General features: G+C 60.7%; 15 protein-coding genes. 14 read left to right on the forward strand and 1 reads right to left on the reverse strand.

Going from position 1 to position 14,042, the window contains the following annotated elements:
* The first annotated feature begins 107 nt into the window (after positions 1–107).
* Together ACYZTS_RS14345 and ACYZTS_RS14350 are read left to right on the forward strand one after the other, a co-directional pair.
* A complete protein-coding gene (locus tag ACYZTS_RS14345; protein WP_150579721.1) occupies positions 108–1,040 on the forward strand; it encodes an ABC transporter ATP-binding protein in 933 nt (310 codons plus the stop codon).
* The gene (locus ACYZTS_RS14350; RefSeq protein ID WP_461989992.1) at positions 1,037–1,816 is read left to right on the forward strand and encodes an ABC transporter permease; all 780 of its coding nucleotides are present in this window, start codon (positions 1,037–1,039) and stop codon (positions 1,814–1,816) included. Before ACYZTS_RS14345 ends, ACYZTS_RS14350 begins: the two co-directional genes overlap by 4 nt.
* A gap of 60 nt (positions 1,817–1,876) precedes the next feature.
* On the opposite strand, the gene ACYZTS_RS14355 is transcribed toward ACYZTS_RS14350, so the two are convergent.
* On the reverse strand, positions 1,877–2,395 hold the full coding sequence (locus ACYZTS_RS14355) for a DUF2062 domain-containing protein (protein WP_028623629.1): 519 nt from the start codon (positions 2,393–2,395) through the stop codon (positions 1,877–1,879).
* 148 nt (positions 2,396–2,543) lie between these two features.
* On the opposite strand from ACYZTS_RS14355, the gene ACYZTS_RS14360 reads away from it, so the two are divergent.
* From ACYZTS_RS14360 to ACYZTS_RS14415, 12 genes are all read left to right on the forward strand, one after another.
* Positions 2,544–4,766 carry a DNA internalization-related competence protein ComEC/Rec2 gene (locus ACYZTS_RS14360; protein ID WP_461989994.1) on the forward strand — a complete coding sequence of 741 codons (2,223 nt, stop codon included), beginning with the start codon at positions 2,544–2,546 and terminating at the stop codon, positions 4,764–4,766.
* Positions 4,767–4,864: 98 nt separating this feature from the next.
* Positions 4,865–5,500, forward strand: coding sequence for a MotA/TolQ/ExbB proton channel family protein (locus tag ACYZTS_RS14365; protein WP_461989996.1), 636 nt, complete (start codon positions 4,865–4,867; stop codon positions 5,498–5,500).
* Positions 5,497–5,928 (forward strand): ExbD/TolR family protein, encoded by a 432-nt coding sequence (locus ACYZTS_RS14370; protein WP_028623632.1) that lies wholly within the window; start codon positions 5,497–5,499, stop codon positions 5,926–5,928. Before ACYZTS_RS14365 ends, ACYZTS_RS14370 begins: the two co-directional genes overlap by 4 nt.
* Positions 5,928–6,938: a tetraacyldisaccharide 4'-kinase gene (gene lpxK / locus ACYZTS_RS14375; protein ID WP_028623633.1), complete on the forward strand. Its 1,011-nt coding sequence runs from the start codon at positions 5,928–5,930 to the stop codon at positions 6,936–6,938. Before ACYZTS_RS14370 ends, lpxK begins: the two co-directional genes overlap by 1 nt.
* 25 nt (positions 6,939–6,963) lie before the next feature.
* Positions 6,964–7,149, forward strand: a complete 186-nt coding sequence (locus tag ACYZTS_RS14380; RefSeq protein ID WP_007945752.1) for a Trm112 family protein — start codon at positions 6,964–6,966, stop codon at positions 7,147–7,149.
* Positions 7,146–7,910: a 3-deoxy-manno-octulosonate cytidylyltransferase gene (gene kdsB / locus ACYZTS_RS14385; RefSeq protein WP_461989999.1), complete on the forward strand. Its 765-nt coding sequence runs from the start codon at positions 7,146–7,148 to the stop codon at positions 7,908–7,910. Before ACYZTS_RS14380 ends, kdsB begins: the two co-directional genes overlap by 4 nt.
* Positions 7,910–8,374 (forward strand): low molecular weight protein-tyrosine-phosphatase, encoded by a 465-nt coding sequence (locus ACYZTS_RS14390; RefSeq protein ID WP_461990000.1) that lies wholly within the window; start codon positions 7,910–7,912, stop codon positions 8,372–8,374. Before kdsB ends, ACYZTS_RS14390 begins: the two co-directional genes overlap by 1 nt.
* Positions 8,371–9,390: a UDP-N-acetylmuramate dehydrogenase gene (gene murB / locus ACYZTS_RS14395; protein WP_461990002.1), complete on the forward strand. Its 1,020-nt coding sequence runs from the start codon at positions 8,371–8,373 to the stop codon at positions 9,388–9,390. The genes ACYZTS_RS14390 and murB overlap by 4 nt, the downstream gene beginning before the upstream one ends.
* 246 nt (positions 9,391–9,636) lie before the next feature.
* Positions 9,637–10,107, forward strand: a complete 471-nt coding sequence (locus tag ACYZTS_RS14400; RefSeq protein ID WP_461990004.1) for a (2Fe-2S)-binding protein — start codon at positions 9,637–9,639, stop codon at positions 10,105–10,107.
* Positions 10,104–12,425 (forward strand): xanthine dehydrogenase family protein molybdopterin-binding subunit, encoded by a 2,322-nt coding sequence (locus ACYZTS_RS14405; RefSeq protein ID WP_461990006.1) that lies wholly within the window; start codon positions 10,104–10,106, stop codon positions 12,423–12,425. The genes ACYZTS_RS14400 and ACYZTS_RS14405 overlap by 4 nt, the downstream gene beginning before the upstream one ends.
* Positions 12,425–13,408 carry an XdhC family protein gene (locus tag ACYZTS_RS14410; RefSeq protein WP_461990007.1) on the forward strand — a complete coding sequence of 328 codons (984 nt, stop codon included), beginning with the start codon at positions 12,425–12,427 and terminating at the stop codon, positions 13,406–13,408. The genes ACYZTS_RS14405 and ACYZTS_RS14410 overlap by 1 nt, the downstream gene beginning before the upstream one ends.
* Positions 13,405–14,001: a nucleotidyltransferase family protein gene (locus ACYZTS_RS14415; RefSeq protein ID WP_461990009.1), complete on the forward strand. Its 597-nt coding sequence runs from the start codon at positions 13,405–13,407 to the stop codon at positions 13,999–14,001. Before ACYZTS_RS14410 ends, ACYZTS_RS14415 begins: the two co-directional genes overlap by 4 nt.
* The last annotated feature ends 41 nt before the right edge of the window (positions 14,002–14,042 follow it).

A 14,042-nucleotide genomic window follows, 5' to 3' on the forward strand; every position in this document is an offset into this window, starting at 1 on the left:
ACTTGTGTGGCGGCGACAAGCACCATTGCGCTCATGCGCCGCGGTTGTATTGCTCGCCGCCCGCCCTTATTTATCCCTTTCTTCCCTTCTTGGTGCATAAATCCGATATGAGTTCCGCTCTGTCCATCCGGCAGCTAACCAAAACCTACGGCAACGGTTTCCAGGCCTTGAGTGGTATCGATCTGGACGTCGCCGAAGGTGACTTCTTCGCCTTGCTCGGCCCCAACGGCGCCGGCAAATCAACGACCATCGGCATTCTCTCGACCCTGGTGAACAAGACCAGCGGAACGGTAAACATCTTCGGTCACGACCTGGACAAAAATCCTGCGCAGCTCAAGCGCTCCATCGGCGTAGTGCCGCAGGAATTCAATTTCAACCAGTTCGAAAAGACCTTCGACATTGTCGTGACCCAGGCCGGTTATTACGGTATCCCGCCGAAAATCGCCAAGGAACGTGCCGAGCAGTACCTGACTCAACTGGGGCTGTGGGACAAACGTGATGTGCCTTCGCGTTCTTTGTCCGGCGGCATGAAACGTCGACTGATGATCGCCCGCGCGCTGGTTCATGAACCGCGCCTGTTGATCCTCGACGAACCGACGGCGGGCGTGGACATCGAGCTGCGGCGTTCGATGTGGACTTTCCTCACCGAGCTGAATCAGAAAGGCATCACCATCATCCTCACCACGCATTATCTGGAAGAGGCCGAGCAGCTGTGTCGTAACATCGGCATCATCGACCACGGCACCATCGTTGAAAACACCAGCATGAAACAGCTGCTCGGCCAGCTGCATGTGGAAACGTTTTTGCTCGACATCAAGAACACGTTGAGCGCAGCGCCGCAGTTGCTCGGTTATCCGACCAGGCTTGTGGACAGCCACACCGTGGAAGTTCAGGTCGACAAGGCCATGGGCATTACCGCGTTGTTCACTCAGTTGGCGCAGCAAAACATCGAAGTGTTGAGCTTGCGTAATAAAACCAATCGCCTTGAGGAGTTGTTCGTGTCCCTGGTGGAGAAGAATCTGTCGAAGGTGGCGGTATGAGTTCCGAGCTGCAACCCAACCTCGTTGCCCTCAATACCATCGTCTACCGTGAAGTAAAGCGCTTCACCCGGATCTGGCCGCAGACGCTGCTGCCACCGGCGATCACCATGGTTCTGTACTTTGTGATTTTCGGCAATCTGATTGGTCGGCAAATCGGCGATATGGGTGGTTTCACCTATATGGAATACATCGTGCCGGGCCTGATCATGATGTCGGTGATCACCAACTCCTATGGCAACGTGGTCTCCAGTTTCTTCGGCAGCAAATTCCAGCGCTCCATCGAAGAGTTGATGGTGTCGCCGGTTTCGCCGCACACCATTTTGATCGGTTACACCTTGGGTGGCGTGCTGCGTGGCCTGATGGTCGGGGTTATTGTGACGCTGCTTTCGCTGTTCTTCACCGATCTGCAGGTGCATCACCTCGGTGTGACCATTTTGGTGGTGGTGCTGACGGCGACGATCTTCTCGCTGTTGGGATTCATCAACGCAGTGTTTGCGCGCAACTTTGATGACATCTCGATCATTCCCACGTTTGTCCTGACGCCGTTGACGTACCTGGGCGGGGTGTTTTATTCGATCTCGTTGCTGCCGCCGTTCTGGCAGACGGTGTCGTTGGCCAACCCGGTGTTGCATATGGTCAACGCGTTTCGCTACGGGATTCTCGGGGTTTCGGATATCCGAATCAGTGTGGCAATCACCTTCATGCTGGTGGCGACCGTTGCGTTGTATATAGGTTGCGCGCGGCTGCTGGTGAGCGGGCGAGGAATGCGGACTTAACCCTGTTTGATCAAACGCCGAGCGAAAAAAAAGCCTCCCATCCAGGAGGCCTTTTCGCATTCAGCGCATTCTCTTTTTCTTGCGTTTGGCCCATTGCCGGCTCACCCACCAACGCCAATACATCATCACCAGAAAGTAGGCCAATACGCCCAAGACCAAACCCACAACCACCGATCCGAGCAAAAACGGCTGCCACAAGGTCGAGAGCTGGCCGCTGATCCATTCCCAGGTCAACTCATCGGGCAGATGGCGCGCAGGCACATCCATTAGCCAGGCGCCGGTCTGATACGTACAGAAAAACACCGCAGGCATGGTGATCGGATTGGTCAGCCAGACCAGGCTCACCGCGATCGGCATGTTGCCGCGTACGATAATCGCCAGCACTGCGGCCACCAGCATCTGCAACGGAATCGGCAGGAACGCGGCAAACAACCCCACTGCCATGCCCCGGGCGACAGAGTGGCGGTTGAGGTGCCAAAGGTTCGGGTCGTGCAGCAAGGTGCCGAGAAAGCGTAAGGATTTGTGTTCCTTGATGCTGGTCGGGTCTGGCATGTAGCGTTTAAATAAGCGCCGGGGCATAAGGCTTCTCGGTCGGTTAAGGCGGCAAGTATGTCTGGATTCTAGGAGTCGCCCATTCAGACTTTGTGACAATTAATAACGACGCACGTGCCATGCGCCGACTATCCCTAGTGGAGGCCCTAATGGAGGGGCTCTCAAGGACGGGCGTATGCGCACAGGGATGATGGCGCTGGCGTCAGGTTTGCTGACGCTGCGATTTTTACCGGAATTACCACCGGTCTGGTTGTGGACGCTGCTGCCGCTGGCAGGTTTGATGGCGCTGCCTTTCAAGGCGTATCCATGTGCATTTTTCGCGTTTGGCTTCAGTTGGGCCTGCGCGAACGCGCAGTGGGCGCTCAATGATCAACTGCCGATCATTCTCGATGGCGAAACACGCTGGGTAGAAGGTCGGGTCACCGGGTTGCCGCAGACCGGTGAAGGCGTCGTACGTTTCGAGCTCGCGGATGCCCGGTCGCGCCACTCGCAAGTGCCGCAGCGCTTGCGCATCGCCTGGTATGACGGGCCGCCCGTCAACAGTGGCGAACGCTGGCGGCTGGCAGTAAAACTCAAACGGCCGGCCGGTTTGCTCAACCCGCATTCATTCGATTACGACGCCTGGTTACTCGCGCAACGCATCGGCGCCACCGGGACCGTCAAGGATGGTCAGCGAATCAGCGAAGCTCGATGGGCCTGGCGCGACGGGATCCGTCAGCGCCTGCATGCAGTAGACGCGCAAGGTCGGAACGGGGCATTGGCGGCGCTGGTGTTGGGAGACGGTGGCGGGCTGGCTCGCGAGGATTGGCAAATATTGCAGGACACCGGCACCGTGCATCTGCTGGTGATTTCCGGTCAACACGTCGGCATGCTGGCGGGCGTCGTCTACCTGTTGATCGCCGGTCTGGCGCGGTACGGGTTATGGCCCAGCCGCCTGCCATGGCTGCCTTGGGCGTGTGGGTTGGCCTTTGCCGCCGCGCTGGGCTACGGATTGCTCGCCGGTTTTGACGTGCCCGTGCGGCGGGCCTGCGTGATGATTGGTCTGGTACTGTTGTGGCGCCTGCGCTTTCGTCATCTCGGCGCGTGGTGGCCGCTGCTGCTGGCGCTCAATGCCGTGCTGCTGATGGATCCGCTGGCGAGTCTGCAACCGGGTTTATGGCTGTCCTTTGGCGCTGTGGCGATTTTGATCTTCACCTTTGGCGGGCGATTGGGTCCCTGGCGATGGTGGCAAACCTGGACCCGCGCGCAGTGGCTTATCGCAATCGGTCTGTGTCCACTGTTGTTGATACTGGGCTTGCCGATTAGTGTCAGTGGCCCTCTGGCCAATCTGATTGCGGTGCCTTGGGTCAGTCTGGTGATTCTGCCTCCGGCATTGCTGGGCACGGTGTTGCTGCCGATTCCCTACGTCGGCGAAGGGCTGCTGTGGCTCGCGGGTGGGTTGATCGACTGGCTGTTCACCGGTCTCGAATCGGTGGCCGGACAGATTCCGGCCTGGGTGCCGGAAGCCATTCCGATCTGGGTGTGGGCGATGGCAACCGCCGGCGCCTTGCTCCTGCTGATGCCTCGCGGCATGCCGATGCGCCCACTGGGCTGGCCGCTGCTGTTATTACTGGTGTTTCCCCCGCGCCCGATGCTGGATGAAGGCATCGCCGATGTCGGGCAACTGGACGTGGGCCAGGGACTGGCAATTTTCGTGAGGACTCGTCATCACACACTGCTGTACGACACCGGGCCGCGTTTCGGCGATTTTGACCTCGGCGAGCGGGTGGTGCTGCCAACGCTGCGCAAACTGGGGGTGAACAGTCTCGACATGATGCTGATCAGTCACGCCGACGCCGATCACGCGGGCGGCGCGCGTGCGGTCGCCAGAGGCCTCCCCGTCACGCAAGTGATCAGCGGCGACCCCTCGGCGTTACCGGCCGAGCTTGGCGCCCAAGCCTGCGAAACCGGCAAGCAATGGACGTGGGACGGGGTCAGTTTCGAGCTTTGGCAATGGCAGTCGGCAACAGACAGCAATCAGAAGTCCTGTGTCCTGCAAGTCGAAGCCAACGGCGAACGCTTGCTGCTGACCGGCGACATCGACACCGCCGCCGAACGAGCGCTGCTCGACAGCCCACTCGCCGTGCCCACCGAATGGTTGCAGGCGCCGCATCACGGCAGCCGCAGTTCGTCCTCGCCGGCATTGCTTATCGCGCTGCAACCCAAAGCGGTGCTGATTTCCCGAGGTAACGGCAATTCGTTCGGCCACCCGCATCCGACGGTGATCGCCCGCTATCAAAAACGCGGCATGGTCATTCATGACAGTGCCAGGCAGGGCGCCATCCGTCTGCTGCTCGGGCGCTTCGAGGTGCCGTGGACAATGCGTCAGGAGCAGCGTTTCTGGCGCTCCTCGGATTAAATCGGGGTGAGCTGCGCCCGACCGGATGCGACATCCCGGTCTTCGGTGTGCTCAGCCCCTATGTTAGAGTGGCGCACTTTTTCGAGGGGGCTGTCACTGTGTGGGAATTGGTCAAATCCGGCGGCTGGATGATGCTGCCGATCATTCTGAGTTCCATCGCGGCCATGGCGATCGTCGCCGAGCGCCTGTGGACCCTGCGTGCCAGTCGCGTGACCCCGGAGCACTTGCTCGGGCAAGTCTGGGTCTGGATCAAAGACAAACAGCTCAATAAAGACAAGCTCAAGGAATTACGCGCCAACTCGCCGCTGGGCGAAATTCTGGCCGCGGGCCTGGCCAACTCCAAACACGGTCGCGAGATCATGAAGGAGTGCATCGAAGAGGCTGCAGCACGGGTCATTCACGAACTCGAGCGCTATATCAATGCCCTCGGTACCATCGCCGCCATGGCGCCGTTGCTCGGGTTGCTCGGTACGGTGCTGGGCATGATCGATATCTTCAGTGCGTTCATGGGCACGGGCATGACCACCAATGCCGCAGTGCTGGCCGGTGGTATCTCCAAGGCGCTGATCACCACGGCAGCGGGCCTGATGGTTGGTATTCCTGCCGTCTTCTTCCACCGCTTCCTGCAACGCCGGGTCGATGAACTGGTGGTGGGTATGGAGCAGGAAGCGATCAAACTGGTGGAAGTTGTGCAGGGCGATCGTGACGTGGACCTGAGCGGGGGCAAAGCGTGAAATTCCGCCGCAAGCATCGGGAGACTGTGGATATCAACCTCGCGTCGCTGATCGACGTGGTGTTTATTTTACTGCTGTTTTTCGTCGTGACCACTACGTTTACCCGGGAAACCCAACTGCGTGTCGAACTGCCGGAAGCGGTCAGCGGTTCGCCTGCCGAAGACCAGCAGGCCAAACGCCTCGACGTGGCCATCAGCGCTGAAGGTGCGTTCTCGGTGAATGACCGGGTGCTGCCCAAAAACGATCTGGCAACGCTGATGGATGCCCTGCAGAAAGAATCCAACGGTGACACCGAGATGCCGCTGTCCATCAGCGCCGATGGCAAGACCCAGCATCAATCGGTGATCACCGCCATGGACGCCGCCGGCAAGCTCGGCTTCAGTCACCTGCGCATGACCACAGTCGAGGCGGCGCCGCCCGCACCCTGATGGCCATGTCCGATCGCTTGCTCGCCGCGTGGTACCAGGGCCATCCGGCCCTGACGCTGCTGCGGCCGCTGGAGTGGTTGTACCGCCGTGTGGTGATGAGCAAGCGTCAGCGCTTTCTGGCAGGCGAGGGGCAGATTTATCAGCCGCCGGTGCCGCTCATTGTGGTGGGCAACATCACGGTCGGCGGCACTGGCAAGACGCCGTTGATCCTGTGGATGATCCAGCACTGCCAGCGCAGCGGTTTACGGGTCGGCGTGGTCAGTCGCGGCTACGGCGCCAAGCCGCCGCAACTGCCATGGCGGGTCGACGTCGAGCACAGCGCCGCGATGGCCGGTGACGAACCGCTGCTGATCGTGCAACGTACCGGCGTCCCTTTGATGATCGATCCCGATCGCAGTCGCGCTGTTCAGGCCCTGCTGGCGAGCGAGCCGCTGGACCTGATTCTCTCTGACGACGGCATGCAGCACTACCGACTGGCCCGCGATCTGGAGCTGGTGTTGATTGATGCAGCGCGAGGCCTTGGCAATAAACGCTGCCTGCCCGCCGGCCCGTTGCGTGAGCCGGTCGAGCGCCTGCAAAGCGTTGACGCCGTGCTTTATAACGGCGCCGCTGATGATCGCGATGACGGCTTCGCTTTTCAGCTGCAGCCTACCGAACTGGTCAACCTTAACAGCGGCGAACGGCGTTCCCTGGATCACTTCCCTCCCGGCCAGGCGCTCCATGCCGTGGCTGGAATCGGCAACCCGCAGCGTTTCTTCACGACCCTCGAAACGCTACACTGGCAGCCGATCCCCCATGCGTTTGCCGACCATGCTGAATACAGCGCCCAGGCTTTGAATTTCACGCCGTCATTGCCATTGGTGATGACCGAAAAGGACGCGGTCAAGTGCCGTGCCTTTGCCGCCGCCGATTGGTGGTATCTGGCGGTCGATGCTGCGCCGTCGCCGGCCTTCGTGGCCTGGTTTGATACGCAGCTGATGCGCCTGTTGCCGGCTCGTCTTTTGCCTTAATACTGTCTTTATCCAGGGAATGCTCATGGACACCAAATTGCTCGATATCCTCGCTTGCCCGGTCTGCAAAGGCCCGCTCAAGCTCAGCGCCGACAAAACCGAGTTGATCAGCAAAGGCGCCGGTCTGGCGTACCCGATTCGTGACGGCATCCCGGTGATGCTGGAAACCGAGGCCCGCACCCTGACCACTGACGAGCGTCTGGATAAATGACCACAGCCTTTACCGTCGTCATTCCATCGCGTTACGCCTCTACCCGTTTGCCGGGCAAACCGCTGCTGCTGATCGCCGGCAAGCCAATGATCCAGCATGTCTGGGAGCAGGCCCGCAAAAGCAGCGCCGAACGCGTAGTGGTTGCCACCGACGACCCGCGCATTGTCGAGGCCTGCAAAGGATTCGGCGCCGAAGTGGTGCTGACCCGCGAAGACCACAATTCCGGCACAGATCGGCTGGCCGAGGTCGCCGCCAAGCTGGGTTTGGCGCCTGATGCGATTGTGGTCAACGTGCAGGGCGACGAGCCGTTGATTCCGCCGAGTGTTATCGATCAGGTCGCAGCCAACCTCGCCGTCCACACCGAAGCGCGCATGGCCACCCTCGCCGAGCCGATCGAAGATGTTGACACCCTGTTCAACCCCAACGTGGTCAAGGTCGTCAGTGACCTCAATGGCCTCGCGCTGACGTTCAGTCGCGCGACGCTGCCCTGGGCTCGGGACGCTTTCGCAAAAAACCGTGACGTACTGCCGGAAGGCGTGCCGTATCGTCGTCACATAGGCATCTATGCCTACCGCGCCGGTTTCCTCCAGGACTTTGTCAGTTGGGGGCCGTGCTGGCTGGAAAACGCCGAAGCGCTGGAACAGCTGCGTGCCCTTTGGCACGGCGTGCGCATTCACGTGGCTGACGCGTTGACCGCGCCGCCGACCGGCGTCGACACTGCCGAAGACCTCGAACGCGTTCGTCGCCTGCTGGAGGCCTGATGCGGGTTTTGTTCGTCTGCCTGGGCAACATCTGCAGGTCGCCCACGGCCGAAGGCGTGCTGCGGCATAAATTGCGTGAAGCGGGGCTGGCCGATCAGATCGAAGTCGCCTCCGCCGGCACTGGTGACTGGCACGTCGGCAAGGCGCCGGACAAGCGCAGTCAGGCCGCGGCCCGAGAGCGTGGCTACGAGCTGTCGGCCCAGCGCGCCCAGCAAGTCACGCGCGCCGATTTCTCCCGCTACGATCTGATCCTCGCGATGGACAACAGCAATCTGCGCAACCTCAAGGCCTTGCAACCGGCCAAGGGCAGGGCAGAGCTGGACCTGTTTCTGCGTCGGTACCAGTCAGAGCGGGATGAAGTGCCGGACCCGTACTACGACGGCGATCAGGGCTTCGAGCAAGTGCTGGACCTGATCGAGCGTGCAAGCGATTTGCTGGTGGTCGAATTGAAGGGACGTTTATGAGTTTGCAGGTACAGCCGCAGGTATCGCTGAAACCCTTCAATAGTTTCGGCGTCGACGTGCAGGCCCGTTTGTTTGCCGAAGCCCACAGCGATGCCGACGTTCGCGAAGCGCTAACGTATGCCGCGCAGCACAATGTGCCGTTGCTGGTGATTGGCGGTGGCAGCAACTTGCTGCTCACTGCCGACGTTCAGGCGTTGGTGTTGCGCATGGCAACGCGCGGAATTCGCATCCTCAGCGACGACGGCAGCAGGGTTGTGATCGAAGCCGAAGCGGGCGAGCCGTGGCATCCGTTCGTTCAGCACACATTGGCGCAAGGCTTGTCAGGGCTGGAAAACCTCAGCCTGATTCCCGGCACCGTTGGCGCAGCGCCAATGCAGAACATCGGTGCCTACGGGGTCGAAATCAAGGATGTGTTCGCCGGCCTGACCGCGCTGGATCGACAGACCGGCGAGCTGCGCGATTTCACTTTGCAGGAATGCAACTTCGCCTACCGCGACAGCCTGTTCAAGCAACTACCGGGACGCTGGTTGATTTTGCGGGTGCGTTTCGCCCTGAACCGCGCCGCCCACTTGCATCTGGAATACGGCCCGGTGCGCCAGCGCCTGAGTGAGCAAGGCATCGAGCAGCCAACGGCCAGCGACGTCAGCCAGGCCATTTGCAGCATCCGCAACGAAAAACTCCCGGACCCGGCGGTGCTCGGCAATGCCGGCAGCTTTTTCAAGAATCCGCTGGTGCCGGCCGCGCTGGTCACGCAGCTCAAAAGCGAATACCCGGATCTGGTGGCGTATGCACAACCGGACGGGCAAATGAAAATCGCGGCGGGCTGGCTGATCGAGCGCGCCGGGTGGAAAGGTTTTCGTGAGGCCGATGCCGGCGTGCACACATTGCAGGCCCTGGTGCTGGTCAACTACGGCAACGCTTCCGGTCTGCAGTTGCTCGATCTGGCTCAACGCATTCAGAAAGACATCTTTGCGCGTTTCCACGTCGAGCTGGAAATGGAGCCCAATCGGTATTGAGCGTCTAAGCTTTAAAGACTGATTGAAAAGCCCTGCACGATAGAATTGTGCAGGGCTTTTTTGTTAATGCTGGGTTAACTTAGTCCCCTAACGATGCATTCATTTGCTCCACCAAAGGCCCGGTGTAGACGTTGCCGTCTGCACAAGAGAGCCGTATTAGCCTGAGCCGGTCTGCGTGGTGCCAATCGCGATGTCCACGCGGCAGTCAGCTCGACCCCATAACCGAAACATGATGCGGGCGTGCCCATGATTACCCTCAAACTTAATGGCCAAGACCATCAACTCGATGTCACCGAGGACATGCCGCTGCTCTGGGCTATCCGTGATGTCGCCGGTTACAACGGCACCAAATTCGGCTGCGGCATGGGCCTGTGCGGCGCCTGCACGATTCATATCGAAGGTGCTCCTGCGCGTAGCTGCATCACGCCGATTGGCTCGGTGGTCGGCCAGAATGTCACCACCATTGATAACCTCAACGCTGACCCGGTAGGCAAAGTCGTCCAGCAAGCCTGGCTCGATACGGCGGTAGCTCAGTGCGGTTACTGCCAGGGCGGGCAAATCATGTCAGCGACGGCCTTGCTCAAAACCAACCCGAACCCCAGCGACGAGCAAATTGAAGAAGCGATGGTCGGCAACATCTGCCGTTGCGGCACCTACAACCGCATCAAGACCGCCATCCGCCAGGCCTCCACCCATTTGAAGGAGGCCAAGGCATGAGCCGCTTACCGAACGATTTCGCCCTGAGCAACCTCAGTCGCCGTGGTTTTCTCAGAGGTGTCGGCGCGACCAGCGCGCTGGTGCTCGCAGCCAGTTGGGGCTGGCAGGATGCATTCGCCGACGAGAAGGAAAAGAAATTCGGCGCCGACGGCATGCCCAACGGCTGGATCGATGACCCGAAGGTGTATGTGAGCATTGCCGCTGACGGTGTGGTGACCGTGGTCTGCAACCGTTCGGAAATGGGCCAGGGCGTGCGCACCAGCCTGACCATGGTCGTGGCCGATGAACTGGACGCCGACTGGGCGCTGGTCAAGGTGCAACAGGCGCCGGGCGATGAAGTGCGCTTCGGTAATCAGGACACCGACGGTTCACGCAGCATGCGTCATTGGTACGAGCCGATGCGTCGCTGCGGTGCGGCCGCGCGGACCATGCTCGAACAGGCAGCCGCTGCGCAGTGGAAGGTCCCGGTCGGTGAATGCCGTGCGCAGTTGCATAAAGTGATCCACCAGCCATCCGGACGCGAACTGGGTTATGGCGAGTTGGCTGCGGCAGCAGGTGCATTGGCTGTGCCGGCCAGCAACAGTCTGCGTCTCAAACAGCCATCGGAATTCCGCTACATCGGCAAGGAAAGCAGCCGCGCTATCGATGGCGCCGACATCGTCAACGGCCGTGCAATCTACGGCGCCGACGTGCATTTCGAAGGCATGCTCTTCGCCGCTATTGCCCGCCCGGCGGTGTATGGCGGCAAGGTCAAATCGGTGGATGACAGCGCGGCGCTGAAAGTCCCGGGCGTGCTCAAAGTCGTGCGAATCGAAGGTCGTCCGCTGCCATCGGAATTCCAGCCGCTGGGCGGCGTGGCCGTCGTGGCGAGCAATACCTGGGCGGCGATCAAGGGCCGTGACGCGCTGAAAATAGAGTGGGACGATGGCCCTCACGCCAGTTACGACTCGATCGCCTATCGCAAGGAGCTGGAGGCTTCATCGCTCAAACCGGGCAAAGTGGTGCGCAACACCGGCAGCATCGACGCCGCCATGAACGACGCCGACAGCACCCTCGAAGCTTCCTATTACCTGCCGCACCTGGCGCAAGCGCCGATGGAGCCGATGGTCGCCGTTGCCCTTTTCAAGGACGGCGTCTGCGAAGCCTGGGCACCCAGTCAGGCCCCGCAAGTCACCCGCGAACGCATCGCCGAACGGCTCGGTATTGCGTTCGACAAAGTCACTGTCAACGTGACGTTGCTGGGCGGCGGTTTCGGTCGCAAATCCAAGCCGGACTTCATCATTGAAGCGGCTATTCTTGCCAAGGAATTTCCGGGCAAAGCCGTACGGGTGCAGTGGACTCGCGAAGACGATATCCACTGTTCCTACTTCCACACGGTGTCGGCCGAATACCTCAAAGCCAGTCTGAACAAGGACGGTCTGCCTTCCGGTTGGCTGCACCGCACGGTAGCGCCAAGCATTACGGCGCTGTTCGCGCCGGGCATGAACCACGAAGCGGCGTTCGAGCTGGGCATGGGTTTCACCAACATGGCTTATGCGATCCCCAATGTGCGTCTGGAAAACCCCGAAGCCGTGGTTCACACGCGGGTCGGCTGGTATCGCTCGGTGTCGAACATTCCCCACGGCTTTGCCATCCAGAGTTTTGTCGATGAACTGGCGCACAAGGCCGGGCAGGACCCGCTGAAGTATCAGATCAAACTGCTCGGCCCGGACCGTCAGATCGATCCGCGCACCTTGAGCGAAGAATGGAACTACGGTGAATCGCCGGAGCGTTATCCAATCGATACCGGGCGGATGCGCGCGGTTCTCGAAACCGCAGCCAAAGCCGCCGGCTGGGGACGTCAATTGCCGAAGGGTCGCGGTCTTGGTCTGGCTGTGCATTACAGCTTCGTGACTTACGTGGCGGCGGTGATTGAAGTCGAGGTCAAGGACGACGGCACGTTGATCGTGCACAAGGCTGACATTGCGGTGGATTGCGGTCCGCAGATCAACCCGGAGCGGATTCGCTCGCAGTTCGAAGGCGCCTGCGTCATGGGCCTGGGCAACGCTGTGCTGGGGGAAATCAGCTTCAAGGACGGCAAGGTTCAGCAAGACAACTTCCACATGTACGAAGTGGCGCGGATGTCGCTGGCGCCGAAGGAAATCGCCGTGCATCTGGTTACGCCGCCAGGGGACGTGCCGTTGGGCGGTGTGGGTGAGCCCGGTGTGCCACCGATTGCGCCAGCGCTGTGCAATGCGATTTTCGCCGCGACCGGCAAGCGTATCCGCGACCTGCCTGTGCGTTATCAGCTGCAAGGCTGGCAGAAGGCTGACGCCTGATGGACAGCGTCGACCTGAACGTCCTGCGCAGCGTCCTCGAATGGCGCCGCGCCGGCCAGCGAGTGGTGTTGTACAGCGTGGTTCAGACCTGGGGCACCGCCCCTCGGGCGCCGGGCGCCATGTTGGCCCTGCGCGAGGATGGCGTGGTGATCGGCTCGGTGTCCGGTGGCTGCGTCGAGGATGATCTGATCGCCCGTCTGCACGACGGCCGCATTCCGGCCGACGGGCCGCCGGTGCAACTGATCACTTATGGCGTGACGCGCGAGGAGGCTGCGCGTTTTGGTTTGCCGTGCGGCGGCACTTTGCGCCTGACTGAAGAACGCGTCGGCGATCCGCAATGGGTCGACGAATTGCTGGCACGCTGCGAAGCGCATGAAATCGTTGCGCGCTCGCTGGACCTGGCGACCGGTGAAGTAACGCTGTCAGCTGCGGACAAATCCGATGCGCTGAGTTTTGACGGCGATACCCTGCGTGCGATTTATGGTCCGCGCTGGCGGTTGTTGCTGATCGGCGCCGGACAGCTTTCACGTTATGTCGCAGAAATGGCCCGGTTGCTGGATTTCGAAGTGTTGATCTGCGATCCCCGCACCGAATTCGTCTACGGCTGGGAAGAACAGCACGGTCGCTTTGTTTCCGGCATGCCGGATGAAGCGGTGCTCAACATTCAGACCGACGAACGCACGGCCATTGTTGCGTTGACCCACGATCCGCGTCTGGATGACATGGCGCTGCTGACGGCGCTCGACTCCAGGGCTTTTTATGTCGGTGCACTGGGCTCGCGGGTCAACAGCCTTAAACGGCGCGATAACCTGGCTCAGTTGGGCTTGTCGGCGGAGGCCATCGGGCGCTTGCACGGCCCGATCGGTCTGCACATCGGCAGTCACACCCCTGCGGAAATCGCCTTGTCGTTGCTGGCCGAAATCGTGGCGATCAAAAACGGCGTCGAGCTCAAGCAGAAAAAGCCCTTGCAGGAGACTGTATGAGCGAAGCCATTGGCGTGATGGTGCTGGCTGCAGGGCAGGGCAGCCGTTATCGGAAGGTTGCCGGTGCTGACAAGGATAAATTGCTGGCGGACTGTAGCGGGCGTGACGACACGATTCGCTCTGTGATCGAGCACGTGCTGATGAGTGTGCCGGTTTCTTTGGAAAAGCGCGTGCTGGTGACGACCGAGGATCGCCCGCAGGTGATTCGCATGGCGCAGGCGTATGGGTTCGAAATAGTGCTGATCGAGTCGACGGGGATGGGAGACAGCATTGCGGCTGGGGTGGCCGCGTGTCCCGAGCTGGGTGGCTGGTTGATCGTGCTGGGGGATATGCCGTTTGTCCTGCCGTCGACTGTCGAGCAGGTGCTGGCAGGGATAGCGGATGACGCGATCAGCGTGCCGGTGTATGGCGGTGAGTTTGGGCATCCGGTGGGTTTCGGGCGCAGCTCCGGTCCCGGGCTGATGGCACTGTCTGGAGATCGCGGGGCGAGGCCATTATTTGCGCATGGCCGAGTATTGGAAGTGACAGTGGATGATCCCGGGGTGTTGTGGGATGTAGATGTGCCTGAATCACTAATCTTCAAACCTGCATAAATTCCCTGTGGGAGCGAGCCTGCTCGCGATGGCGGTGAGTC

The organism is Pseudomonas sp. TMB3-21 (genome assembly GCF_054898145.1).

What these genes read in the sequence shown, in the direction of transcription:
- ACYZTS_RS14345 (WP_150579721.1), top strand. Translation starts at nt 108, where the DNA reads ATGAGTTCCGCTCTGTCCATCCGGCAGCTAACCAAAACCTACGGCAAC.
- ACYZTS_RS14350 (WP_461989992.1), top strand. Translation starts at nt 1,037, where the DNA reads ATGAGTTCCGAGCTGCAACCCAACCTCGTTGCCCTCAATACCATCGTC.
- ACYZTS_RS14355 (WP_028623629.1), bottom strand. Translation starts at nt 2,395, where the DNA reads ATGCCCCGGCGCTTATTTAAACGCTACATGCCAGACCCGACCAGCATC.
- ACYZTS_RS14360 (WP_461989994.1), top strand. Translation starts at nt 2,544, where the DNA reads ATGCGCACAGGGATGATGGCGCTGGCGTCAGGTTTGCTGACGCTGCGA.
- lpxK (WP_028623633.1), top strand. Translation starts at nt 5,928, where the DNA reads ATGGCCATGTCCGATCGCTTGCTCGCCGCGTGGTACCAGGGCCATCCG.
- ACYZTS_RS14380 (WP_007945752.1), top strand. Translation starts at nt 6,964, where the DNA reads ATGGACACCAAATTGCTCGATATCCTCGCTTGCCCGGTCTGCAAAGGC.
- kdsB (WP_461989999.1), top strand. Translation starts at nt 7,146, where the DNA reads ATGACCACAGCCTTTACCGTCGTCATTCCATCGCGTTACGCCTCTACC.
- ACYZTS_RS14390 (WP_461990000.1), top strand. Translation starts at nt 7,910, where the DNA reads ATGCGGGTTTTGTTCGTCTGCCTGGGCAACATCTGCAGGTCGCCCACG.
- murB (WP_461990002.1), top strand. Translation starts at nt 8,371, where the DNA reads ATGAGTTTGCAGGTACAGCCGCAGGTATCGCTGAAACCCTTCAATAGT.
- ACYZTS_RS14400 (WP_461990004.1), top strand. Translation starts at nt 9,637, where the DNA reads ATGATTACCCTCAAACTTAATGGCCAAGACCATCAACTCGATGTCACC.
- ACYZTS_RS14405 (WP_461990006.1), top strand. Translation starts at nt 10,104, where the DNA reads ATGAGCCGCTTACCGAACGATTTCGCCCTGAGCAACCTCAGTCGCCGT.
- ACYZTS_RS14410 (WP_461990007.1), top strand. Translation starts at nt 12,425, where the DNA reads ATGGACAGCGTCGACCTGAACGTCCTGCGCAGCGTCCTCGAATGGCGC.
- ACYZTS_RS14415 (WP_461990009.1), top strand. Translation starts at nt 13,405, where the DNA reads ATGAGCGAAGCCATTGGCGTGATGGTGCTGGCTGCAGGGCAGGGCAGC.